Origin of the sequence: Lysinibacillus fusiformis (genome assembly GCF_002845985.1) — a bacterium.
Lineage (GTDB): Bacteria > Bacillota > Bacilli > Bacillales_A > Planococcaceae > Lysinibacillus > Lysinibacillus fusiformis_D.
Genome location: NZ_PDFK01000003.1, coordinates 179,053 through 202,388 on the forward strand (window position 1 = coordinate 179,053; position 23,336 = coordinate 202,388).

Sequence of the window (23,336 nt, forward strand, 5' to 3'; positions counted from 1 at the left end):
ATGTTTACATAATGATTCATTAGTCTATATAATAAATTTTAATGAAGTAAAAGGATGTGTCGAAGTGGGACGAATTCATATAATAACGGACTCAACTTGTGATTTAACAAAAGAAGAAGTAGCACAACATGGCATACATATCGTGCCTTTAACGATTCAAATTGATGGTCAAACATATACAGATGGTGTGGATTTAGAGCCGCAGTCTTTTTTAGGCTTAATGAAAAATGCGAAAAATTTACCGAAAAGTTCACAGCCAGCTCCAGGGAAATTTAAAGAATTATATGATGAGCTTGGAAAAGATGGGGATCGAATTATCTCCATCCATATGACAGGTGGTATGAGCGGAACAGTGGAATCGGCACGCCAAGCGGCACAAATGACAGACGCTGATGTAACAGTCATCGACTCACGCTTTATAGCGATTGGTCTCGCTATTCAACTACGTGAAGCCATCCGCATGCGTGATGAGGGCGCAACCGTAGAGGAAATTGTGGCACGTCTGGACAAAGTACGTGACAATACCTACCTATATGTTATTGTAGATACGCTTGAAAACCTAATTAAAGGTGGTCGAATTGGTAAAGGAAAGGGCTTTATCGGTTCACTTCTAAACATCAAAGTCATTGCCAACCTTGAAGGCGGCGTTTACAACCCTGTATCAAAAGTACGTAGCCATAAGCAGGTAGTCAATTACTTATTTAAACAATTTCAAGAAGACACAGCTGGAAAAACAGTCAAGGCAGTGGGCATTTCCCATGCAGATGGCCTATTAACGATGGGCAATCCATTAAAAGCCTTAATCGAAGAGACGGGTTTTAACGATGTAGAAATTGCATTCACATCCCCAATCATCTCGACACACACAGGCCCAGGAGCCATCGGTTTTATTTATTTTGCAGAATAATAGTGAGGAGCTACTACATAAGTAATTGTAGTGGCTTTTTTTCATGCTTAGATCATATTGGACACATTCGAGAGATGAGCGTTTTGTACGACTGCACTCTAAATAAGAGCGCTTTACCGCTAAAGAAGAGTAGCTTCGCATTTGCCTCAAGGCTGAGCGGCTTCGAATGAGGCATGGGCGCATTTGCCTCAAAGCTGAACGTCTTGGAATCAGATGAGGGTACTGCCATCAAAGGTGAGCGACTTTACTCGAAATAAAACACTTCACCACCAATCATGAACAAACACTAGCTATTCCTATTATAAAGCCACATTACCCAGTGAAGAAACTTGGCAGGAGCACAAAATTATGGAGAACTAAGGGTTAGTCACTTTTCATTGCGGCATGAACTATTCTATAATAGAAGTAATAGAAAGGGATGGAAGGTGGTCAAATGGACATTTGGCGATTTATGTTGTCGTGTTTGACCGTCTTAGTACTAAGTGGTTGTGCAATATCAATCGATGAACCGAATCCGCAAGCAGAACCTGACGGTGAGCAAGCAGGGACGGAGCAAGATATGACGCAGGATGAGCAACAAACAGAGGATGAGGAAAAACCCTCTAAGAATATGTTGACACAAATATTTGAACATTTTTTTGAGCCATCAGCAGAGGATTTATCGCAAATTGATGAAGAACAAGCAAAGCAACTACATTACTTGGCACTTGGAGATTCGTTAACAGATGGTGTCGGTGATGAGTATAGTCAAGACGGTTATGTTGGAAGATTAGCAGATTCATTGCTCGCATGGCCCTCGATTTCAGATGTAGATGTAGATAATCGAGGCAAACGAGGTAGACGCAGTGATCAACTACTAAAATTAGTGAAAAAAGGGCATTATGATGAAGAGTTGCAAGAAGCACAGCTTATTTCCTTAACAATGGGTGGCAATGATGTCATGAAGGTCGTCAAGCAGGATTTATTTAACTTGAAGCGGGACGCTTTTGATAAGGAGCTGCGAGCATATAAAGAACGTTACAGCAAAATCGTAGAAGGCATTCGTGCAAAAAATCCGACAGTGCCCATACTACTCATTGGTTTTTATAATCCATTTTCAATTGTAACCAATGAGGCGAATGAATTTGATACAATTATCACAGAATGGAATAATGTGATTGAAGAAGTAGCAAGCAAGGATTCCAATGCTTGCTATGTATCAGTAGAAGATTTATTTGATTCAAATGAAGAGCTCGTCTATCATACAGATTTTTTCCACCCGAACGCAAAGGGATATGAAAAAATGACAGAGCGTATATTAGCAGCAATGGAGCAGTGTGGTATGGAAAAAAAGATTAACAAGGCAATAGGCTTCGAGGAGTGACAAAATGAATAAATGGAAAGTCGCGTTTTTCGCCTTAGCAGGCACAGTGCTTTTTGCAATCCTCCTCGTCGTTTTTTTAGCAACTAGACCAGTGGATGGCGTCAACGTTGCGAAGAGTTCAGCAGGTGAAAGTGAAAGCAAAGGGAATGTACTCGTTGTGCAAACAACAACAAAGGAATTAGAATCGATATCGAAAAAGTATTTAAAGGATGCAGCGAAGGGCTCACCTTTACCGCTTGATTTTACAATTGGTAATGATATTCAATTACGAAGCACCCTAACGGCATTTTATACGGAAGTTCCGATTTCCATGAATTTTGAACCGATTGTAGATGACAAAGGCAATATTATTTTAAAGCAGACGAGAATGAATGTTGGACTACTGAAAATTCCACCAGAAACGACTATGAAAATTATGCGCGATTCGGTGGAATTTCCTTCATGGATTACGGTGCATCCGAATGAAGCGGAAATCTATATCGATTTATCCCGCATCAACATCGCTTCAGGATCACGTGTCCGTGCCAAAGAATTAGACTTACCAAATGATAAAATTCTATTGGAAATTATTGTTCCTGGTGAATAAGGAGTGAAAACAATGGCAAAGCAATACGCAACCTTTGCAGGGGGCTGTTTTTGGTGCATGGTCAAGCCCTTTGACGAAACACCTGGCATTGTCTCAGTGCTATCAGGCTATACAGGTGGACATGTTGTCAATCCTACCTATGAACAGGTATGCTCTGAAACAACAGGTCATGTAGAAGCTGTACAAATCGTTTTTGATGATGAATTATATAGCTACGAGCAATTACTAGCGATTTTTTGGACATTGATTGATCCAACTGATGCAGGGGGTCAATTTTTTGACCGTGGAGAGTCTTACACAACGGCCATTTTCTATCATGATGAGGAACAACGTGAGTTAGCAGAACGCTCGAAGGCAGATTTAGCAGCGTCTGGGAAATTTGATAAACCAATCATGGTAAAAATCCTGCCAGCCAGCACCTTTTATCCGGCTGAGGATTATCACCAGCATTATTATAAGAAAAATCCAATGCACTATGAGCGCTATTCGATTGGATCCGGTCGCAGAGCGTTCCAGGAGCATCACTGGGGGAATAAACATGAGTAAAGAACAACGTTTAAAAGAATTAACAGATATGCAATATTACGTCACACAGGAAAATGGCACTGAGCCCCCATTCCGCAATGAATACGATGATCATTTTGCAGAAGGCATCTATGTAGATATTGTTTCTGGGAAACCATTATTCAGCTCACTCGATAAATATAACTCAGGCTGTGGGTGGCCAGCTTTCACCAAGCCGATTGAAAAAGAGCAAGTAACCGAGTTTTTCGATACATCCCACGGCATGCGTCGTGTGGAGGTGCGCAGTAAAGAAGCGGATTCCCATCTAGGACATGTCTTCCCAGACGGTCCAAGTGAGCAAGGAGGCTTGCGCTACTGCATTAACTCAGCAGCGCTCCGATTCATCCCCAAAGAAGATTTAGAAAAAGAAGGCTATGGCGAGTATCAATCGTTATTTAAATAATCCAATCCTAGCAAGGTAGCTCTTGCTAGGATTTTTTTGTTTTGTAACCTTAAGGTGATGAATTTACTGATGAGGAGGAACTTGCAAAGTGGAAGGATAGACTTTGCAGATTGAAGGATAGAACTCATAGATCGATGGATAGAAGCAATAAAGTGGAGGATAGCTCAGCAAAATGAGAGGAGAGTCAGCAGAGTGAAGGAGAAAACGCTCAGATGGGTGGATAGAACCAGCAAAGTAGAGGATAGAACTCATAGATCGATGGATAGAAGCAATAAAGTGGAGGATAGCTCAGCAAAATGAGAGGAGACTCAGCAGATTGAAGGATAAAACGCTCAGATCGGTGGATAGAACCAGCAAAGTAGAGGATAGAACTCTCAAATCGATGGATAGAACCAATAAAGTGAAGGATAGCCCAGCAAAATGAAGAGAGACTCAGTAGATTGAAGGATAAAACGCTCAGATCGGTGGATAGAACCAGCAAAGTAGAGGATAGAACTCATAGATCGATGGATAGAAGCAATAAAGTGGTGGATAGCTCAGCAAAATGAGAGGAGACTCAGCAGATTGAAGGATAAAACGCTCAGATCGGTGGATAGAACCAGCAAAGTAGAGGATAGAACTCTCAAATCGATGGATAGAACCAATAAAGTGAAGGATAGCCCAGCAAAATGAAGAGAGACTCAGTAGATTGAAGGATAAAACGCTCAGATTGATGGATAGAACCAGCAAAGTAGAGGATAAAACTCATAGATCGATGGATAGAAGCAAAACGAAGGATAGCCCACCATTTCAACAGAGAATCCTTTATTTGAATGATCGAATCTTCAAATTGAAAGGACAGCCCCTCAAAATGCAGGAGGAACCAGCAAAATGCTGGATCCTCCTTCGAGTGACTTATACTTTAAATTCGCTCACTAGGTTACGTAAGCTATCTGCTTGTTGGGCGAGCTCGGTGGCTGCTGCGTTGATTTCCTGCATGGATGCGGAGCCCTGTGTTGCGGCTGCCGCTGAGGTTACCGTGTTGGCTGCTGATTGCTCGGCATAGGCATTGACATGCACGAAGTCACTTGCTACTGCATTGCTAGAGTCAAGTGTAGTCGCAATTTTATCTACCATAGCTGCGATAATCGTCGTTGTTTCCTCTGTATGCGTTAAAATATTGGCTAAGGATTGGTTCGTTTCATTTGTTACTTCCACGCCTCGGATAACAGTTGTCACTCCTTCATGATTTTGGGCAATGATTGACGTAACTTCCTGCTGGATGGACGTCACAATCGTTGTTACTTCTTTCGCTGCGCTTTGTGATTGCTCTGCAAGCTTGCGAACTTCATCTGCTACAACTGCGAAGCCTCGTCCATGTTCGCCAGCGCGTGCCGCTTCAATGGCCGCGTTTAATGCGAGAAGATTTGTTTGCTCAGAAATGGCTGTGATGGTGCCGATAATCGATGTGATGTCGGCAGATTTACGACCTAATGCTTCGACCGTGGACGTTGTGGAAGCCATCGTTTCTTCAATGGATTGCATAACAAGCGAGGATTGTTCCACAGAGCGGCTGCCTTCATCGGCTGCTTGCTGCATAGCGACAGAGGCACGATGGACGGCACTTGCTTGTTCATTTAATTGATGCACGGCATGCTCTAAGTCGCTCATCTTTTGCTGGGCACTATTCATACTTGAAATCGTATTGTCACTATCACTGGCAATATCAGCTGTGGCATCAGCAATATCCTGAATCGTTCGTGCATTTTCATCAGCTAACGACATCAGCTCCTGGCTACTGCTTGATACATGATCCGCTAATTCACTGACACGGCGAATTAAATTAGAAATTGACTCGATTAATGTATTCGTCGAGGCCGCAATGATTGAAAATTCATCACGATTACGTACTTTTACACGTCTTGTCAAATCGCCTCCTGCCTGTGCAATATCAAGGATGGAGTCATTAATAGCCTGTGTATTTCGTTTAAGTGATTTAAAGAGCATATAACCAAAAATGATGATTGCTAAAAAGCCAACAATTGACACGATAAAGAACGTAGTAATGGAAAGATTGACCTGTTGATTAAGCTTGTCTAATTTGGTTTTATTCGACTCGTCCATGACCACATTAATAGATTCAATATTGTTATCGATATGCGTTTTCATCGTTTCCCCGGTGGCACCCATCATGAGCTTACGGGCTTGTTCAAGTCCGAGTTCGTCGCGCATCGTCATGACTTTGTCTGAATAATCTAGGTAATTTTTATAATATTGCTCAATGGCCTGCATATGACTTAGCTCTACTTGTCGTTCTTGAAATTGTTCTTTTAAGGCAGACAGCTTTTTGTTAATAGTATCAATTTTCATATGATAAGAAGTAGAATAAATACCATTACCTGTAATTAAATAGGATTGTTCTAAATTTGTTAGTCGAGCAATTTCATACGCAAGCTGATTGACAGTTAACTGCTCTTGGACGTTTTTCTTCGTAAAGTCTTCCATTTGCTGCTGCAAATTTTGTATATTGACATAAGACAATATACCCATTATACCGTTAATCACAATAAGCAGCGCAAACATAATAAGCACTTTGCCCCGAATTAAATGGTAAAAACGTTGTCGTTTTACTTTAATAGGAGGGGGATTGTTCCCGGGTTCCTCTTTTGTAGCAGCTTGCCTTTTCCTCAAAAAGCTAAGCATAAAGAGAGACGGGCGTTTTTTCGCTGTATTACGAGTTTTTTGAGTTTTTTTCATCGCCATCACCTTCCTATTTTTTTCAATAATCGATTTCAATTTTATCTTATTTTACTAGATATTTCTATTATTATTTCTAAAAATTTAAATTTTTCAGATAAAATACACCGTGACTAAAGTCAGTATTGTCCGAGAAAATAGTTCTAAAAGCATGAATAGGTAAAATATCTTAGTGGTGGGAATTATGACGAAAGCTATTTTTTTTGATACACTAGCGAAAAGCCAATGTTTTAAAAAGGGGAAATTGTTTCATGAAAAAAAGTTTTTATTTGTATGTATTAACATTCCGAGGAGGTGATTGGTCAGACCCTAAAGTCCGCTTTGCAGAGGAAATGTTTCAGGAGCATAATTTTCCAAAACAGAGCACAGACTTTCATGAGCTGTCCGACTATATTGAATCCTACGCTACGGAAAACTTAACAATCGAAACATTCGATACTTTATGGGCGCTTTATGAGGAATAAGCTTGCTTGTATGAAAAGATCGATGATGCTTCGGCGAATTGGCGTCCAGATTTTTCGGGCAAAAGAGTAGAAGTTAACCTAAGCGCTTCATGTTCTGAACTGCGTCGCTGAATCAAGATAAATATTTTTAGTTGCTAGACGTCTAGCATTGCGTAAATGACAGAAACACAGTATTATTTATAGTGATAACTGACAGAAAAGAGGGATTGTAGTATGAGTATTCATATTAATGCAAAAAAAGGTGAAATCGCTGACACAATTTTACTTCCAGGAGATCCATTACGTGCAAAATACATTGCAGAAACATTTTTAGAAGATGTAATTTGCTACAATGAAGTACGTAATATGTTTGGTTATACAGGTACGTATAAAGGTAAACGTATTTCTGTACAAGGAACAGGTATGGGTGTGCCATCTATTTCTATCTATGCAACAGAATTAATGCAAGAATATGATGTGCAAAAATTAATTCGTGTAGGTACTTGTGGTGCAATTCAAAAGGATGTTAAAGTGCGTGACGTCATTTTAGCGCAAGGCGCAACATCAGACACACGTATGAACCAAATCATTTGGGGTGGTGCTATTGACTTCGCACCAATCGCTGACTTTGACTTATTATTAAAAGCTTACAACGCAGGTAAAGAGGCTGGTCTTAACTTACAAGTAGGGAATATCTTCACAGCAGATTTATTCTACTCAGACGAGCACCAAAACGAAAAACTAGCACAATATGGTGTGCTAGCTGTAGAAATGGAATCAGCAGCCCTTTACACATTAGCTGCCAAATTCGGCCGTAAAGCACTTGCTGTTCTAACAGTAAGTGATCATATTATCACCGGCGAAGTAACAACTTCTGAAGAACGTCAAACAACGTTCAATGACATGATCGTGGTTGCGTTAGACGCAGCGATTCAAGACTAAGCTTACCAACGGTTTATTGAATTGGACTAAATTTCAAAGGATTAACCTTTAAAGATTTATATGAATGGCCTATTAGGTGACTGAGTAAATCAGAGCCTAATGGGCTTTTTAAATCGAAGTGATTTGAGGAAGCATTACATAAGGACTTGTCTGTAACGACTGCTATTTTAATTTTTGGATAGGTTGAAAGTCACTTCTGATTACACTTTCATTTTTATCGCTTTACTAATTAGTAAAATTCCTAAAATACATAAACTCCCAGATAAAGCATGAAGGATTATATTCCATCCTTCACTGACATTCTGGAAATATTTGATAGATAAAGCTACACCATATAAGCATAATAATATACCCCAAATTCCTCTAAACAATTTCATATAATTCCTTCATCCTTCTTTAATTTTTAATAATGGCTATTACTTTAATTACTCTTATTTTGATTCGTACTAAAAATACTGATAAACGATACTACGCACAGCAGGAACAGTAAAAATAATCTTAACCAATCCATGGAATGCCAAAATTCTCCACCACTAACAACAGAAGGACTTGTACCATACTCATCAACATAAATACCTAAATTCCAAAATAATTTAAGCGAAATAAGTAATGAGAAAAAACTTAGTAAAAATACAGCGATTGATAAAATCGGTTTCTTCATTTTAAATCCCCTTTTGAATAAAATTATTAACTAAATACCACCTAATTTTACCATAAATAACCGTTGTATCAATAAGCTGGTGTGCTTCTTCTTTTTCAAGTGCCACAGAACAGCATTGAGCGAATCGAGATACATTAAGATGGATAATTAGTTACGTAATTTGCTCTCTGCTGTTACATTAAAACCTTGCATTAATGGCTTTATTGGATTGACACAGCAAGCGGTTTATGGACTGATATGTGAGAGAGCCTGTGCGAGCATAACAAAAGGACTTGCCATTAGCAAGTCCTGCAGACTGTAGACAAAAGCCCATCGAGAAGTTCACTCTCGATGGTTTTTGTCATTTTTCTTCCTATTTTATTTTTAACATTTGGTAATATACTACCAAATTCAACATACTCTTCGAGCTTAGTTGCTCTCTTAAGCTACTTGCCACGTCCAAGTAGCCAGTTTCTTCAAATTCATGGCAGCAAAAGTAAGCATCGCCTGCATGGACAATTTTTTTAGACCTCTTAAGGTTGTCCATCGCATACCATGCTTTTCTTTTGCATCGGCAAAGACACGCTCAATCGTTTCTTTACGCTTTGCATAAATTTGTTTGATGTCATAGGAATGGCGTAAATGTTCAGCTTCCTCCACATATGACTCCCAAATATGGCGTTGAATGAGTTTTTGATGATGCTTACTTTCTGTACATCGGGAAAGGCTTGGACACTTCGAACAAATCAAAGGATTCGATTTATATTGGCGATATCCTTCCTTCGTCGTTGTCGCATACTTCAATATCTGCCCTTGTGGGCAAAGATAACAATTATAGTGCTCGTCATATATATACTCGTGCTTTCGGAAGAATCCATCTTTCGTTTTAGGACGTGTATACGGAAGAACAGGCAACATTTGATTCTCTAACAAAAAGTTCGTAATCGCTGGTGTTTTATAGGCTGCATCTGCCGCAACAGCTAATGGTTTTTGAACATTTTGAATGACCCTTTCCACAAGTGGCTGTAATACATGGCTATCGTGCACATTTCCCGGAGTCACAATGGCACCTAAGACAAAGCCCTTTTCATCTGTGGCTGCATGAAAGGAATATGCAAACTGTTTCGTACGTTCATCCTTCACGTAATAGCCACTTTCAGGATCTGTCGTGCTTTCCTTTATTTCTTTCCATTCTTCCTTTTCAAACTTCTCCGGGGGAAAGGGCTTTTTTCCGTGTTCTTCACGATCCATATTTAACTCTAATTGAAGCTTCTCTTCATAAGCCCGTGTTTCTTTTCGCACGACCTTTTTATCATACTTCCGTTTATTCGCACTCGCTTTCACATGCGTGGAATCGATAAATAGATGGTCTGCATGGAGGAGTCCCTGATGCATAATTTCTTTTAATATACGATAGAATATCTGTTCAAATATATCGGTGTCTTGAAAGCGACGGACATAATTTTTACCGAAGGTAGAGAAATGCGGGACTTCTGTATGGAAGCCAAATCCTAAAAACCAACGATACGCCATATTCGTTTCAATTTCTTTGATCGTTTGACGCATGGAGCGAATGCCAAAAACATATTGAATAAACGTCATTTTGAAGAGAACGACAGGATCAATACTTGGACGCCCATTAGGTGAATAAAGATTTTCTACTAAAGGATAGATAAATGAAAAATCAATAGCAGCCTCTAGTTTTCGCACTAAATGATCGTTGGGAACTAATTGATCAATCGTTAACATTTCTAATTGTTCACGTTCATTGGTTTGATTCTTCGTCATCATGGTTGATCACCTCAAAAGTTTACTTTTTATCAATAGATGAATAAGGAATTCTTTATGTAGAAGTTGATTGGAACGAAGGGCGGCGACTCCTGCGGGAAAAGCGGGAAAGTCGAGATCCTGGACTGAGCGAAGCGAGGGAAGCAGCTCGACCCCGCCCGCGGAAAGCGTCCGCCCGTAGTGGAAATCAACGGCTTTACTTTATTTCATTGTAAAAGAAAAAAGACTGTAGGCAAACTCAAAATTCATCGAGTTTGTCTACAGTCTGAAGGACTTGCCATTAGCAAGTCCTGTTTAAATAATAGAAAACTCATTATTGTAGACCAAATTCTTCTTTCATGCCTAATGTACCGTTATAAAAAATTAATTGAGCAGAACCGCCACTAACTCCTTCATACCAATAGGTCTCTGTTGTAGCATTGGGTGTAGTCATATCTCCTCCAAATTCACCTATACCTAAAATGGATTCTACTTCCTCGAGAGACATTCCCTTCACAGTTGCCTTAACTGCGTTCACGATAAGATTTTGTGCTATTTCCACCCAAAATTGATTGGCTTCATCCAGTGCAGACTCTAAATAAAACTCGGATTCAAGTTCAGCAACAGCAACTTCTTCTTTATTAACAGCCTCTATTTTTTAAAAAAACCTATCAAAGAACCCCATTAATTGCACACCCTCTAATTTTATTGATAAATGATTTTAGTCATTCTGCTTATTTGCTAAATAAACATTTTGTCTATTATAGATGGTAACATAGAGGAACGTAAAATAGTATATAAATGGTAAAAACGAATGAGACTTACTACTATTCCAAAACTAGATGAGCATTCAACGTTTTAGCATTCGCTCATTACATCATGATATAGGCAACCAATTCTAGACGACCATCTTAATCAAATGGTCGTCTAGAGTTGGTTGCTTTTTCTTTAATATGACTTGCTACTTATTGTTCGTCAAGGGTGTCAAAAGCTAGTTGCAGATGTTTCCCGTTTTTATACCAGTAGGACCGTTAAATCCAGGGATTGTAGCAACTACTGTATTGGTTACAGCATTAATGACGGATACAGTGTTGCTATTTTCATTTGTCACGTAAGCAAATTGTCCACTCAATGTGAAAACAATGGATCTTGGGCGAATGCCGACAGGGATTGTAGCGACCACCGTATTCGTAGCTGTATTGGATAACAGATACTGCATTTGAATTTTCGTTTGCAATATAAGCAAACGCGCCATTTGGAGTAAAAGCAATGCCCTGAGGCTGGAGCCCTACTGGGATAGTTGCGGTTACAGTATTAGTGGCTGTATTGATGACAGATACCGTGTTAGATCCATGATTGGATACATAAGCAAGTGTTCCATTCGGTGAAATGGTGACACCCAAAGGATTAACGCCTACCAGCGATTGGTGTGTTTGTGGCAGTACTAAAGACCGTAACATTATCCGAGAAGAGCGCTGGAACATAACCAAATGCTCCGTTTGGTGTAATCGCTACTTCGAGAGGAGCAGATCCTACGGGTATGTTTGCGACTATCGTATTTGTCGCTGTATCAATTACAGATACTTTATTATCAGGCGATACTAGCTGACCAGCGTCTGTCACATATACGAGATAGTTACAACTTGGTGGTATCGGTAAAAATGGTGGTTTACATTTACAACGACAACAAGGACAGCAACAACGACAATGACAATTTGGATTTGATTTTAGCTTGAATTTTTTTAAAGATTGATGTTTTTTCTCCACACGAACACCCTTCCTAACATATAGTGATACTATATACGTACAGAATTGGGCTTACTGTACGTTTACCTAATCCAAATACTTCTGAAAAATGTGATGGTTGTTTAGGATGGTTTGATGAAAGTGATAAAGATAAACTTCCAAAATCAGTATTTTGCCTATTAGGTGAAGGGATTCCTTTCAGTGTAATGGTCTTGTATTTCCTTCTAGAAGTATGCCCATCAATAGTTTCACCTTATTAACTGGTTTTGTTAAATTACTTTTCTGAATATTGGACAGAGCCTATATTTAAGCAAAGCTGATTGATTTTAAAAGCCTTTTGGATTTTTTATGGTAGATTATAGTTTAGTTGTTTTAAAATAATATTCAACACTATATATGACAGGGGAGGGTCTAGGAAAATGCTAACATATGAGCTTCTGGATTTAAGACTTCTAGCGGACGAGGGAACACTGAGTTCCGTTACGCTGACAGGGTTATTTCCAATGATTATCATTCCTACACAACCGATAGTCATTCGAGCAGAGCAACGTACTTGTCGTATAGGAAAAGGGCAATTCGTCTTGCTTTTGTACCCAGAGAAGGACAGCCATATCGTCCCGAGCACTAGCGAAGGATTTGCGCCAGTTTACAGCATCTCATTTAATAGTTATCGATTGGCTAAACGTGAGAAAGAAGCGTTATTATATGTGATTGATACAGCCCATTTGCCTGCGCATGGGCAGGTCATGGAATTTCCTCGATATGCGGAAGGGCTGCTGAAAAATTTGATAGGGCAGTTTTCTCAAACGCAGAAACTAAATGCTGCCCCTAAGCTCCATTTGCTTCTGCACGAGTTCCTCGATACGATTTTTGAAAGAAAGAGTATTGATAACAGTTTTGTGACGAACGATCAAGCTATTCAGCAGGCTGTTACATATATCAAACAACATTTTGAAGCACCGCTAACACGTTCTTTTATGGCTAACATGACAGGCTTTAACGAAAGCTATTTCTCCTCGCTGTTTAAGAAGGAAACAGGGTGGAGCTTTGCTGAGTATGTGAATCAAATTCGGATTGACCAAGCGAAGCTTATGCTACTTGGAACAAATGACAAATTGCAGGATATTGCGTTGAAAACAGGATTTGCAGACGGCTCGTATTTGGGAAAAACGTTCACCAAGTATGTTCATCTTTCACCTAGTAGCTTTCGCAAGAGGAAGCAGAGCAACCGTATCGTTAGTATACAATTTCTTGGGGCATTACTCGCATTGGGAATTCAGCCCCTCGCTACAACACGAGAGCTGCTTCAATCATCCCAGCTATTGCACAGACGATTGCCGAACATAGTAGAGATAGAATCTTTTGACCAAATAGAAGTGATACATCAACTAGCCCCGGAGTTAATCGTGGCACCAACTTATTTTTATAACTACCCTGAAGTAATGAAAGCACTCGAACAAATTGCTCCTGTTCTGACGATTCCATGGGGACAGTTAGACAAGCTTGAAGAGGTGCGACTGCTTGGGACACTCCTTGGGCGAACACAAGAGGCTGAAGATTGGATTGCGCAGCTACAGCAGTCCGCTATAGAGGCAAGAAAAGTCATCACACCATTTCTTCAGTCAGGCTCAACAGCAGGTATCTTTGAATTAAGTCACGATAACTTATGGCTGATCCCTTATCTATCGGTGCGCTCCGCCTACACTTTATACCAGCTATTAGGACTACGAGCTCCTCAGGCCATTCAACAGGAGGTACTTCAACCTGGTAAACATCTGAAAGTTAAAGAGCAGGATTTGCCCCTGTATGCGGCCAATCATATGTTTTTGATTGTACCAACTGATGATACAGAATCTTTCCGCACCAAACTGATGCAGCGTTCCGTGTGGCAACAGTTAGTGTATGAACAAGGCTGCCAATTACACTTACTTAAGCTTAATGAATTTTGGTTTGATGATGGTCTGTCTTTGGAGATTCAACTTGATGTAATGGTAAAATTGTTCACTAATCAAAGTTAAATCCAACAATTTTCCCTATGCAACATCCAATTTATAGGCGTTGTCCTTGTACAAGACTGCCTCTATAATGAATATATCATCGCGAATGATAATCATTATCAAACAAGGAGGTACAATCTTGTACTTACATAAGGTGTTAAAATCAATAGTATTTCTTGCTTTACTCGCTATACTGACGGCTTGTGGCAATGCCAATGACAGCGCCGATTCCAATACTAATAAGGACACTTCCAAAACAGCTGAAACAACAGAATCAGCTACAAAAATAATCAAAACACAACGTGGTGATATTGAAATACCACGTCAAGCAAAGCGGATTATAACAGACGGCTATTTACCAGAATTACTTGTGTTAGGTATCAAGCCAATCGGCTCTACCCAATGGGATTTGGAGAACAAAGTAATTCAAGATCAGATTGATGGCATTGAAACCACTGGGGAAAGATCATTGGAGACAATCGTTCAGCTGAAACCGGATTTAATCATCACTTGGGTGGGTGATGAAAAGATTCTTCAGCAGTATGAGAAAATCGCACCTACGCTTGCGCTCCCTTATAGCTCTTCAGGTGATATTTATGAAATAATGCGTCTTTTGGGCGATGCTTTGGACAAAAAAGATGAAGCCGAGCAATGGATTAAGCATTTAGATAAGACCGCAGAGGAAGCACGAGCACAGCTTGCGAATATTATTAAACCCGACGATACTTTTGCACTTATGGGCGTTTTTGTAGTAGATAAAGGATTTTATATTTATGGTGACGGAGGCTATAGGGGTGGTGAAGCCATCTACAAACATCTTCAATTAAAGCCACCAGCGAAACAACAGAAGGAAATGATTGGGAAAGAGTCCTATCGACAAGTTTCGTACGAAGTCATTCCTGAATATGCTGGTGATTATATTTTCATCGATCAGGGAGATTTAATCTCAGAAGTATGGGGTGAGAGTGAGGGACTTTGGAAGTCACTAGACGCCGTGAAAAATGACCGAGTGTTCAAGCTGGACCCAGATTTATTCTGGGGCAATGATCCAATATCATTAGAGCTGCAAATCAAAGAAGTAGTAAAAATGTTGACTAATAAACAATGAGAATGACATAAATCATTAAAGGCCGCTCGTAATGAGTGGTCTTTATTGTTGTTAGATAAAAAATAAATATACATTTATTTGTAAAAAAAAATGAAGCTTTACGGTACAATGAAAAGAGGCTTACTAATAACTTGGTACATCCCAGCAAAAATAAGAATGACAAACAATAGGTCCATCATACACCTTCTTTCTATTTTTACGATCATTGTAACAGGAATTTAGTAGTTAGATGGAGGTGCTTTTAATGAAGAGAGACGGTTGGTCAGGAGCTGAATTCATTAGATAAACAACGGTTTCGTATAGATAAAATAGATGACTATTAAAATGGTAGAACATGATAGTAATTGACACATTATTCAATGACTACTGATAGAAATAGAGAGGTTGCGTTTTATGAAACAAATTCAATCAAGCAATATCCAACCCGAAGTGAAAGTACTATTATCCTATGCCACTTCAGACAAGAAAGTAGCTAGAGAGTACCAATTATATATGGAAAGTCCAGAAAGAGTGTTATATGGCTATAGCATCGAGCAAGAAATGGTGGGGTGTATCGGAATCGCAAAGAGGGATGGAAATCACTGTGAAATTAAACATCTTGCTGTATCACCAACGAATCGTGGAAAAGGGATTGGACGTGAGATGATTCGATATTTGAAAGAACACTATTCATTTTCTACGATTTATGCAGAAACGGACGAAGAAGCAGTCCATTTTTATAAAAATATTGGGTTTCACATTACAAGCTTAGGTGAAAAATACCCAGGTGTGGAGCGTTTTGCCTGCCTTTACAACTGCACTACTAATAGTCTGTAACGGCTATTTTTATGTCAGAGCGTAGTCAATTGCAATATTAGGTTTCAAAAGAAAGGAGCTGTAGTATGAGAAAAAAATGGTGGTTCATTGTAAGTGGCTTGGCGATAATGATAGCGGGCTATTCGGTCGTTCAATATATCGTATTCCATGCACAACAGGCTGGGTTTGTTCAATTAAAGCTCATGCTTAGCGCTACATTGAATTCCTTTTGGTATAGTATGCTTTACATTCATATCATTTTTGGTGTATTAGCCCTCGTAATCGGCCCTTTTACATTGTCCTCCACCTTAAGAGAGAAAAATATGAAACGTCATAAACGATTAGGTAGCATCTACATGGTTAGTATTTTGTTCGGTGGTGTGGTAGGACTTTATTTAGCATTTCACGCAACTGGGGGATGGGTAGCACAGCTAGGCTTCGCTTTATTATCTATAGGCTGGCTCATCACAATGTTTCAAGCACTAGCTAACATTAAAAAAAGAAACATCCAAGGACATCAAAAATGGATGCTAAGAAATTATGCTTTAACCTTTGCGGCAGTGACATTGCGAATCTACCTCCCCTTATTTACTGTATTATTTGGCTTTGAAAATTTCCAGTATAGTTATGCCGTCATCGCGTGGTTATGTTGGGTGCCAAATTTATTCGTGATGGAATGGTATATTCAGCGCAAGCTTCATGTCTTTATAGACAATCGACATGTAACAAAGACGACTTGATTTGCAATAGATTAAAGAGAATGTAAAGCATAGTGAATTCAATAATCACTAGTAATCATTTCTGTGCTTGTAAAGATAGGATACCAGCAATTGACTCTTTAGCCATTCCTCAGTATGCACATCCTTCTCCTCATAATTATGCGAATATTCTCGACAAGGTAACAGTAGTAGAGTATTGTTTTAGTAAGAGAAGTTATTATTTAGTTACTTTGGAGAAATAAGGGGAATGACTATGCATACAAAATTACAAAATATTATAGTGGACATACAACAGAATCTTGATTTTTCAGGAACAATTCTAGTAGAAAATCAAGAGAAGGCTGCCTTAGTCAATCAAAGCTTTGGCTATGCAAATCGCTCGGAGCAAATCGAAAATAACACAAAAACGCGTTTTGGTATTGCATCTGGCTGTAAACTTTTTACTGCAATTGCTATTTGTCAGCTTATCGAAAAAGGAAGGCTTTCTTTGGACAGTAAAGTAAGTGACTGTTTAAACCATCATTTTAAGCATTTGGATGAGCAGATTACTATTGAACATCTGCTAACGCATACCTCAGGAATTGCAGATTATTTTGATGAGGAAGAAATGGAGAATTTTGAAGAATTATGGGTTGAAAATCCAATGTATCAACTTCGAACATTGTGTGATTTCTTACCTTTATTTCAGGATCGGCCGATGAAATATAGAGTAGGGGAGAGATTTCATTACAACAATGCCGGGTATATTTTATTAGGCTTAGTTGTTGAGCATATTTCTGGTATGAACTTTTCTGACTACATTCAAAAAAATGTATTTGAGCCAGCGAATATGAAGGAATCGGGCTATTTCTCATTAGATTCTCTACCATCTAATACTGCAATAGGATACATAGATAACCCGAATGGTACATGGAAAACAAATATCTACTCCTTACCTGTAAAAGGAGGTTCGGATGGAGGAGCATTTGTAACGGCGAAGGATATGTCAAAGCTGTGGCATGCGCTGATGAACTTTGACCTTTTAAGTGAAGCTGTCACAAAACAACTGCTAACGCCTCATGTTGAGATGAATGAAAGTGATAGTTACGGGTATGGTGTATGGATTAAGAAAAACAGTGAACAATCTATTTTAAAATATCATGTGATGGGATACGATCCAGGTGTGTGCTTCCATTCAGCTTATTATCCTGACTGCTCAACCAAAGTAGTTGTCTGTTCAAATAAATCGAGTGGAGCTATGAACATCATGAAGGGCATAGAAGCAGCATTATTATCAGCTCAAACCTTATAAAATAAATAGAGCCTATGTGGAAACAAATTTACACATAGGCTCTAATGTTTAATAGCCATTGGTCGAATATTGCCCTTGTGTGTAAGTGCTTTTTCTTCTCATTACCTATGAAGCTATTGACTGCTTGCGAGTGTATAACTAATACTCCAAACAATTAATATAAAGGTTATTATGACAATCCTCGATTCAGTCGTTGTCGTGTATTGTCCCTTACTGAATTTTTTGAGTAGCTTAATAAGGTAATAGCTAAACAAAAAAGCGTAGAGGGGCATTAAATAAAAATTACTAAAGAAAAAAAACATTTCCATAGCTGAACAACCTTTCTTATCCTTATTAAAAATCAAAGGATTATTGTGCAAACTGATTAAAAAGAGCTACTTTAATAAGTAGCCCCAAATTTGTTAATATTAGTATATTATTTTGTCTCTATTCCTGCAATCGTTACATTCTTATGGAGTGCTATGTTTCTGTTTTTTGATTTTCTTTTGTTTATAGGTAATATAAGATGTTTTCAATGAAGCGTAACTACCAATGGCTGCGTAGCCATAAAACCAGCCCATAAAAAGCCCAGCAAGAAGGTTATGACGATGGCTGATGAAAATGGAAATGAATAAGCCGACGATTAATGCAATGGTCGGAACCCAAAAAGGTTTGATATGCCCCAATTTTTTAATTAGTTGCGTAACAATCATCACGACAGGGACTGCAATGACAGCATCCCAAAAATTTGTATGTATTAGCGGAAAATGCTCCATATCTCTCACCTCAAGTAGACTGATTTAGAACTTATTGTGGACATGAAGTAAGATTTTATGCAAAAGAAGATGAGGAGAGCTTGTAGGAATAGGCAAGCAAAAGAACATGATAATTAGCTTTGTCCTTTTAAGTGTCATCAAATGGAAATAGAGATTGAAATAGTTCGTCGAAAAAAATTTGTTTAACAAATCCATGATTAAAGAGGTATGCTATGTTTCCTATATTACAAACTGAACGATTAGTATTAAGAGAATTAGGGAGTCCTGATGCACAAGCTCTTCTTGATTGCTTTTCGAATCCTGAAGTTTTGCGCCATTATGGGCAACAACCCTTAACGAGCTTAGTACAAGTGCAACAAATCATTAAAAATTTTGCAAACAATTTTACCGAAAAACGTGGTATTAAATGGGGTATTGCATTAAAAGAACAAGAAGGCATTATTGGTACACTTGGCTTTCAAGAGTGGTCAATGGAGCATCGAAGAGCAGAAATCAGCTACGCACTATTTCCTGACTATTGGGGAAAGGGCTATGCTCAGGAAGCTGTGAAAAGAGCCATTTCCTATGGTTTTGAAGAGATGGATTTAGTACGTATTGGTGCTATTGTTTTTACAGAAAATGAAGCTTCTCAGCTACTATTGCAAAAAATAGGTTTCGAACAAGAAGGATTATTAAAAAAATATATGCATCAAAACAATATGCCACATGATACATATATGTATTCACTCATAAAATAAAAAATTTTTTAAGACCAGATTCCCTAAGTGATATGCTCCCTATTAGGTAGACAGATTAAAAAATAAAATTTGTTTATCTAAGGGGAGTATTTTTTATGGGGCGAAGCAAACATCCACTCGAGTTAAAACTACATATCCTTCAATTGTTTGAAGAAGGTAACTATTCTATCAATGAATTGTGTGAAAGGTATTCATTAAATCATCAAACTTTATATAGCTGGAAAATGAAATATGAGACAAGTGGACGTGATGGATTACACGAAGCTACTTCATGGAAATTTTATTCAAAAGAGTTAAAATTAGCGGCTGTGGAGGACTACATTCAACGAAATTATTCACAGATGGAGGTGTTGGCGAAATACGAGATTAGCAGTACCTCCGTTTTAAAAAGCTGGGTAAAAAAGTATACTAGCCATAGTGAAATAAAAGATTCAGGTAAAGGAATGAGTCAAGCTATGACAGAAGGAAGAAAGACAACTTTTGAAGAACGTATTGAGATTGTCGAGTACTGTTTGAAACACCAGAAAAATTATCAGTTGGCAGCGCATACCTATGGTGTTTCGTATCAACAGGTATATCAATGGACGAAGAAATTTGAAACGAACGGTGAAGAGGGATTACGTGATCGTCGCGGTCGCACAAAAGATGAAGTCGAATTAACCGTTGAGGAGAAATTGAAATTAGAGATTCAACGTATTGAACGTGAAAATGAACGTTTACGTGCAGAAAATTTATTTTTAAAAAAGTTAGAGGAAATCGAAAGGAGGCGTCGTTAAGCCAAATACGTCTACAGCAACGCTATTTAGCGATTCAAGAATTACATCAAGAGGAAGAACTTTCGATTCTTTTACTATGTGAAATAGCTGATGTTTCGCGTGCAGCTTACTATAAGTGGCTAAGTCGCAAGCCTTCTAACAGAGAAGTTGAAAATGAAGCAATTTTAAAGGACATTCATCTCCTTTACCAACAAGTTAATGGCATTTACGGCTATCGTCGTACAACGTTGGCAATCAATCGTCAGCGAAAAGAAAATAATCAGGCGATGGTTAACGAAAAGCGTATTTATCGTTTAATGCAGATTAGTGGATTGAAGTCTGTTATTCGTAGAAAGCGCAAGCCCTATCGTAAATCCCCAGCACATCATGTGGCGGAGAACGTATTAAACCGAGCATTTACATCGGAAAAGCCAAATGAAAAATGGTGTACAGATGTCACAGAGTTTAAGTGTGGAAATGGAAAAAAAGCTTATTTAAGTGCAATTATCGATTTATATGATGGTTCGATTGTGAGTTATGTATTGGGTCATTCGAATAATAATTCCCTCGTTTTCAAAACTATAAAATCAGCAGTTGAATCATTACAACCAGACGAGCAACCATTGATACATAGCGATCGGGGTTTTCAATATACATCGAAGGAATATAAGCGGATTGTAGAAAAAGCTAATATGACGCGAAGTATGTCCCGTGTTGGTCGATGTATTGATAACGGACCAATTGAATCATTTTGGGGCACATTGAAGTGTGAGAAGTATTATTTACATAAGTACGATTCATATGAAGAGTTAAAACTAGCGATTGATGATTATATTCATTTTTATAATTACTATCGTTATCAGAAACGATTAAACGGCTTGAGTCCGTTAGAATTCAGGACTCAAGCCGCTTAATACATTTTTTATTATTTCTACTGTCTACTTGACGGGGAGCTGTTCAAAGTTAGGGCTTCCGGTCTTTTTTTATAGTTTCTGTGAATGTTTTGCGACCTGGATTGATTTTAGCTACTTCCACATGAATTTTACTGATAGAATCCTCTGTTAATGGAATTTTTCCATCCTTTTCTAACCTTTTCCATGCTTTGACGTTGTCCCGATAAAGAGACTCTGATAATCGATAGATATCAACATCTAATTTTAAGCCTTCATTGAAGGTTTCATGGATTTCCTTTTTCACCTGTGTGATTATATGTTTTTCCAGCTCTTTTTCCGTTGTTTTTCCTTTAAAGCCATTAATGGTCGCATTGATTTTTAATTCGACTTCAAATGAAACATCTTCCTTTTTGACATGTGGTTTCACATCGACATGAATTTTTTCAATACTCACGGTTAATTCTTCCTGACCATTTGTTTTTAATTGGAAGGTAATCTCACCGCGATTTGTATAGTTATGCATCCATTGATTGCCTCTTGCTGCATTGTCTTGCAAAAATCCTTTAAAGCCATCTTTTGATAGGACACCAACCCCTGAAAAATAAGTTTCTTCTGTTCGATCCTCATCTGTTTGCCAATCTTCTTTAATGGACACATATGGGATGGTCACTTCATGGCTTGGTTCATTTAAACCAATGACGATATCTCTTATATTTTTGGGTTCAACAAAGGTTTCTTGTTCAGTTGGGTTAATCGGGTTACTTAATTTTGATGAGGACAAAGAATTTCTTAGGATGGGTGTGACAAGCAGCACTTCATCTACCGGATTTTTTGTACAGTACACCCAAATCTGGTACCTTGTATCGCGAAAACGTATCAATGTATCAATGACTGGAATAAAATGTTCATTTTCCATGGCCCGCTCTGAAAAGAGAAGAAACCTCATATGACCCCAAAATATTTCCTGATCGGAGGAGCGATACAATTTGTAAATCGCTTCTTCTACTGTTTTGCCAGTGGCACGACCCACCTCCGCAGGAGCCACATCTGCACTGGGCTGAATCGATTTCGCAACATCGGCAAAATTAATCACCTGTAAATAGACAACATATTCATCGTTTTCATAGTCTACACCTACTGCATTAATATAGTACATTCTCTGTGGTTCAGTAATATCCCAGCATCCAGCGAGTAAGGTCGTCAATCCAATAATCATTAAAATTTTGAAATATGGTTTCATCGTTTCTCCACTCAAAAGCTCTACCATTGTATTTTATAATGTTAGCTTAGACAAAAGGTGGTTATTTTATAAAATGATTATTTGTTTGAGTGTGTATATTCAGCACTTGCTTGTTTGCGTTATGATGAGAGAAGAGGTGAATAAGATGACGATTATTTCCTATTCTATAATAAATACCTTTACAACAGAGCTATATAAAGGGAATCCAGCAGCAATATGTCTTGTAGATGCAGATGTTTCTGAAGAGACGATGCAAAAAATTGCACAGGAGGTACCTGTCCCGACAACGGTCTTTATTGAAAACAAACAGCTTGATTTTTCGATAAGATGGTTTACCCCAGAGACAGAAATCCCGATTTGTGGTCATGGCACCCTTGCTAGTGCTTTTTTGCTTTGGCAGCAGGGGATCGTGCCTAAGCATCAGACCATCACATTTCAATCAACAAATGGCCCTTTGCAGGCAAGATGGCAACAGGAGCGAGTGGAAATTGCCATCAAAACGTATCCAATTGATGAAATAGTGTGTCCTCTAGCATTGGAAGACTGGTTAGGAAGTAAACCGATCTATGTAGGGAGTACCGAATTGGATTATATCGTGGAACTAAGCAATGAAGACCTTATTGCACATTTCGAGCCAGATTTTTCTGCGATGGAACAATTTCCTGTTAGGGGGATATGTGTGACCAGTAAGTCGAGGGAAGAGGGCATTGATATAGTATCCCGCTTTTTTTCTCCAGCACAAGGAATTGACGAAGATCATGTTAATGGGTCTAGTCATGGCGCACTTGGGCCATACTGGTGTGAAAAACTATTGAAAAACCAGCTAGTAAGCAAGCAACTTTCCAAACGGGGCGGTATTTTATACGTAACACCCCAACGCGAAACAGTAGCGATAGCGGGTTCAGCCGTTCTCGTGTTGAATGGAAGATTAAGCATTTAAAAGCCGCTT

The 23,336-nt window shown here is 38.7% G+C and carries 21 protein-coding genes and 1 pseudogene; 15 read left to right on the forward strand and 7 right to left on the reverse strand.

Annotated features, from left to right (window positions below; genetic code table 11):
* Positions 1-64 precede the first annotated feature (64 nt).
* The 5 genes from CRI88_RS11610 to msrB all read left to right on the forward strand — a co-directional run bounded on the left by CRI88_RS11610 (position 65) and on the right by msrB (position 3,823).
* Positions 65-907, forward strand: a complete 843-nt coding sequence (locus CRI88_RS11610) for a DegV family protein (RefSeq protein ID WP_036126157.1) — start codon at positions 65-67, stop codon at positions 905-907.
* Between the two features lie 433 nt (positions 908-1,340).
* Positions 1,341-2,270 (forward strand): GDSL-type esterase/lipase family protein, encoded by a 930-nt coding sequence (locus CRI88_RS11615; RefSeq protein ID WP_230593921.1) that lies wholly within the window; start codon positions 1,341-1,343, stop codon positions 2,268-2,270.
* Positions 2,271-2,274: 4 nt separating this feature from the next.
* Positions 2,275-2,856 (forward strand): YpmS family protein, encoded by a 582-nt coding sequence (locus tag CRI88_RS11620; protein ID WP_036126152.1) that lies wholly within the window; start codon positions 2,275-2,277, stop codon positions 2,854-2,856.
* 12 nt (positions 2,857-2,868) lie between these two features.
* Positions 2,869-3,402, forward strand: coding sequence for a peptide-methionine (S)-S-oxide reductase MsrA (gene msrA, locus CRI88_RS11625; protein ID WP_058843200.1), 534 nt, complete (start codon positions 2,869-2,871; stop codon positions 3,400-3,402).
* On the forward strand, positions 3,395-3,823 hold the full coding sequence (msrB, locus tag CRI88_RS11630; RefSeq protein WP_089932174.1) for a peptide-methionine (R)-S-oxide reductase MsrB: 429 nt from the start codon (positions 3,395-3,397) through the stop codon (positions 3,821-3,823). The genes msrA and msrB overlap by 8 nt, the downstream gene beginning before the upstream one ends.
* Positions 3,824-4,717: 894 nt before the next feature.
* Here the strand turns inward: msrB and CRI88_RS11635 are convergent.
* Positions 4,718-6,559, reverse strand: coding sequence for a methyl-accepting chemotaxis protein (locus CRI88_RS11635; protein ID WP_036126144.1), 1,842 nt, complete (start codon positions 6,557-6,559; stop codon positions 4,718-4,720).
* A 251-nt stretch (positions 6,560-6,810) separates the two neighbouring features.
* On the opposite strand from CRI88_RS11635, the gene CRI88_RS11640 reads away from it, so the two are divergent.
* A complete protein-coding gene (locus CRI88_RS11640; RefSeq protein ID WP_036126142.1) occupies positions 6,811-7,023 on the forward strand; it encodes a YozE family protein in 213 nt (70 codons plus the stop codon).
* Between the two features lie 213 nt (positions 7,024-7,236).
* Entirely contained in the window at positions 7,237-7,944 is a 708-nt protein-coding gene (gene deoD / locus CRI88_RS11645) for a purine-nucleoside phosphorylase (RefSeq protein ID WP_036126140.1), read from the forward strand.
* Between the two features lie 421 nt (positions 7,945-8,365).
* Here the strand turns inward: deoD and CRI88_RS11650 are convergent, their stop codons facing one another.
* The 4 genes and pseudogenes from CRI88_RS11650 to CRI88_RS11665 form a co-directional block, all read right to left on the reverse strand.
* Positions 8,366-8,605, reverse strand: coding sequence for a hypothetical protein (locus CRI88_RS11650; RefSeq protein WP_089935053.1), 240 nt, complete (start codon positions 8,603-8,605; stop codon positions 8,366-8,368).
* 420 nt (positions 8,606-9,025) lie between these two features.
* Positions 9,026-10,375: an IS1182-like element ISBsp5 family transposase gene (locus CRI88_RS11655; protein ID WP_101966634.1), complete on the reverse strand. Its 1,350-nt coding sequence runs from the start codon at positions 10,373-10,375 to the stop codon at positions 9,026-9,028.
* A 310-nt stretch (positions 10,376-10,685) separates the two neighbouring features.
* A complete protein-coding gene (locus tag CRI88_RS11660) occupies positions 10,686-10,913 on the reverse strand; it encodes a hypothetical protein (protein ID WP_036126135.1) in 228 nt (75 codons plus the stop codon).
* 453 nt (positions 10,914-11,366) lie between these two features.
* Positions 11,367-12,043 (reverse strand): annotated as a pseudogene (locus tag CRI88_RS11665) (beta-propeller fold lactonase family protein); the annotation flags it as partial.
* Between the two features lie 473 nt (positions 12,044-12,516).
* Between CRI88_RS11665 and CRI88_RS11670 the strand changes: the two are divergent.
* The 5 genes from CRI88_RS11670 to CRI88_RS11690 all read left to right on the forward strand — a co-directional run bounded on the left by CRI88_RS11670 (position 12,517) and on the right by CRI88_RS11690 (position 18,007).
* Positions 12,517-14,115, forward strand: a complete 1,599-nt coding sequence (locus CRI88_RS11670) for an AraC family transcriptional regulator (protein WP_101966635.1) — start codon at positions 12,517-12,519, stop codon at positions 14,113-14,115.
* A gap of 118 nt (positions 14,116-14,233) precedes the next feature.
* Positions 14,234-15,202, forward strand: coding sequence for an ABC transporter substrate-binding protein (locus CRI88_RS11675; protein ID WP_180957798.1), 969 nt, complete (start codon positions 14,234-14,236; stop codon positions 15,200-15,202).
* 393 nt (positions 15,203-15,595) lie between these two features.
* A complete protein-coding gene (locus CRI88_RS11680; protein WP_101966637.1) occupies positions 15,596-16,018 on the forward strand; it encodes a GNAT family N-acetyltransferase in 423 nt (140 codons plus the stop codon).
* A gap of 65 nt (positions 16,019-16,083) precedes the next feature.
* Positions 16,084-16,737 carry a DUF2306 domain-containing protein gene (locus CRI88_RS11685; RefSeq protein ID WP_101966638.1) on the forward strand — a complete coding sequence of 218 codons (654 nt, stop codon included), beginning with the start codon at positions 16,084-16,086 and terminating at the stop codon, positions 16,735-16,737.
* Between the two features lie 232 nt (positions 16,738-16,969).
* On the forward strand, positions 16,970-18,007 hold the full coding sequence (locus CRI88_RS11690) for a serine hydrolase domain-containing protein (RefSeq protein ID WP_101966639.1): 1,038 nt from the start codon (positions 16,970-16,972) through the stop codon (positions 18,005-18,007).
* Between the two features lie 449 nt (positions 18,008-18,456).
* Here CRI88_RS11690 and CRI88_RS11695 read toward each other — a convergent pair whose 3' ends face one another.
* The gene (locus CRI88_RS11695) at positions 18,457-18,762 is read right to left on the reverse strand and encodes a hypothetical protein (protein ID WP_036126124.1); all 306 of its coding nucleotides are present in this window, start codon (positions 18,760-18,762) and stop codon (positions 18,457-18,459) included.
* A 212-nt stretch (positions 18,763-18,974) separates the two neighbouring features.
* Here CRI88_RS11695 and CRI88_RS11700 point away from each other — a divergent pair, with 212 nt between their 5' ends.
* Positions 18,975-19,499, forward strand: a complete 525-nt coding sequence (locus tag CRI88_RS11700; RefSeq protein ID WP_036126121.1) for a GNAT family N-acetyltransferase — start codon at positions 18,975-18,977, stop codon at positions 19,497-19,499.
* A gap of 95 nt (positions 19,500-19,594) precedes the next feature.
* Positions 19,595-21,168, forward strand: a protein-coding gene (locus CRI88_RS11705; RefSeq protein ID WP_089934003.1) for an IS3 family transposase whose coding sequence is annotated in 2 segments (ribosomal slippage) — positions 19,595-20,237 and positions 20,237-21,168 — 1,575 coding nt in all. Because the reading frame shifts where the segments join, the coding sequence is not laid out codon by codon here.
* 49 nt (positions 21,169-21,217) lie between these two features.
* Here the strand turns inward: CRI88_RS11705 and CRI88_RS11710 are convergent.
* Positions 21,218-22,387, reverse strand: coding sequence for a Ger(x)C family spore germination protein (locus CRI88_RS11710; protein ID WP_058844456.1), 1,170 nt, complete (start codon positions 22,385-22,387; stop codon positions 21,218-21,220).
* Positions 22,388-22,508: 121 nt separating this feature from the next.
* On the opposite strand from CRI88_RS11710, the gene CRI88_RS11715 reads away from it, so the two are divergent.
* Entirely contained in the window at positions 22,509-23,327 is an 819-nt protein-coding gene (locus CRI88_RS11715; protein WP_257982896.1) for a PhzF family phenazine biosynthesis protein, read from the forward strand.
* Positions 23,328-23,336: the final 9 nt, after the last annotated feature.

What these genes read in the sequence shown, in the direction of transcription:
- CRI88_RS11640 (WP_036126142.1), top strand. Translation starts at nt 6,811, where the DNA reads ATGAAAAAAAGTTTTTATTTGTATGTATTAACATTCCGAGGAGGTGAT.
- deoD (WP_036126140.1), top strand. Translation starts at nt 7,237, where the DNA reads ATGAGTATTCATATTAATGCAAAAAAAGGTGAAATCGCTGACACAATT.
- CRI88_RS11670 (WP_101966635.1), top strand. Translation starts at nt 12,517, where the DNA reads ATGCTAACATATGAGCTTCTGGATTTAAGACTTCTAGCGGACGAGGGA.
- CRI88_RS11690 (WP_101966639.1), top strand. Translation starts at nt 16,970, where the DNA reads ATGCATACAAAATTACAAAATATTATAGTGGACATACAACAGAATCTT.
- CRI88_RS11680 (WP_101966637.1), top strand. Translation starts at nt 15,596, where the DNA reads ATGAAACAAATTCAATCAAGCAATATCCAACCCGAAGTGAAAGTACTA.
- CRI88_RS11700 (WP_036126121.1), top strand. Translation starts at nt 18,975, where the DNA reads ATGTTTCCTATATTACAAACTGAACGATTAGTATTAAGAGAATTAGGG.
- msrB (WP_089932174.1), top strand. Translation starts at nt 3,395, where the DNA reads ATGAGTAAAGAACAACGTTTAAAAGAATTAACAGATATGCAATATTAC.
- CRI88_RS11615 (WP_230593921.1), top strand. Translation starts at nt 1,341, where the DNA reads ATGGACATTTGGCGATTTATGTTGTCGTGTTTGACCGTCTTAGTACTA.
- CRI88_RS11685 (WP_101966638.1), top strand. Translation starts at nt 16,084, where the DNA reads ATGAGAAAAAAATGGTGGTTCATTGTAAGTGGCTTGGCGATAATGATA.
- CRI88_RS11655 (WP_101966634.1), bottom strand. Translation starts at nt 10,375, where the DNA reads ATGATGACGAAGAATCAAACCAATGAACGTGAACAATTAGAAATGTTA.
- CRI88_RS11650 (WP_089935053.1), bottom strand. Translation starts at nt 8,605, where the DNA reads ATGAAGAAACCGATTTTATCAATCGCTGTATTTTTACTAAGTTTTTTC.
- CRI88_RS11695 (WP_036126124.1), bottom strand. Translation starts at nt 18,762, where the DNA reads ATGGAGCATTTTCCGCTAATACATACAAATTTTTGGGATGCTGTCATT.
- CRI88_RS11620 (WP_036126152.1), top strand. Translation starts at nt 2,275, where the DNA reads ATGAATAAATGGAAAGTCGCGTTTTTCGCCTTAGCAGGCACAGTGCTT.
- CRI88_RS11715 (WP_257982896.1), top strand. Translation starts at nt 22,509, where the DNA reads ATGATGAGAGAAGAGGTGAATAAGATGACGATTATTTCCTATTCTATA.
- msrA (WP_058843200.1), top strand. Translation starts at nt 2,869, where the DNA reads ATGGCAAAGCAATACGCAACCTTTGCAGGGGGCTGTTTTTGGTGCATG.
- CRI88_RS11710 (WP_058844456.1), bottom strand. Translation starts at nt 22,387, where the DNA reads ATGAAACCATATTTCAAAATTTTAATGATTATTGGATTGACGACCTTA.
- CRI88_RS11635 (WP_036126144.1), bottom strand. Translation starts at nt 6,559, where the DNA reads ATGAAAAAAACTCAAAAAACTCGTAATACAGCGAAAAAACGCCCGTCT.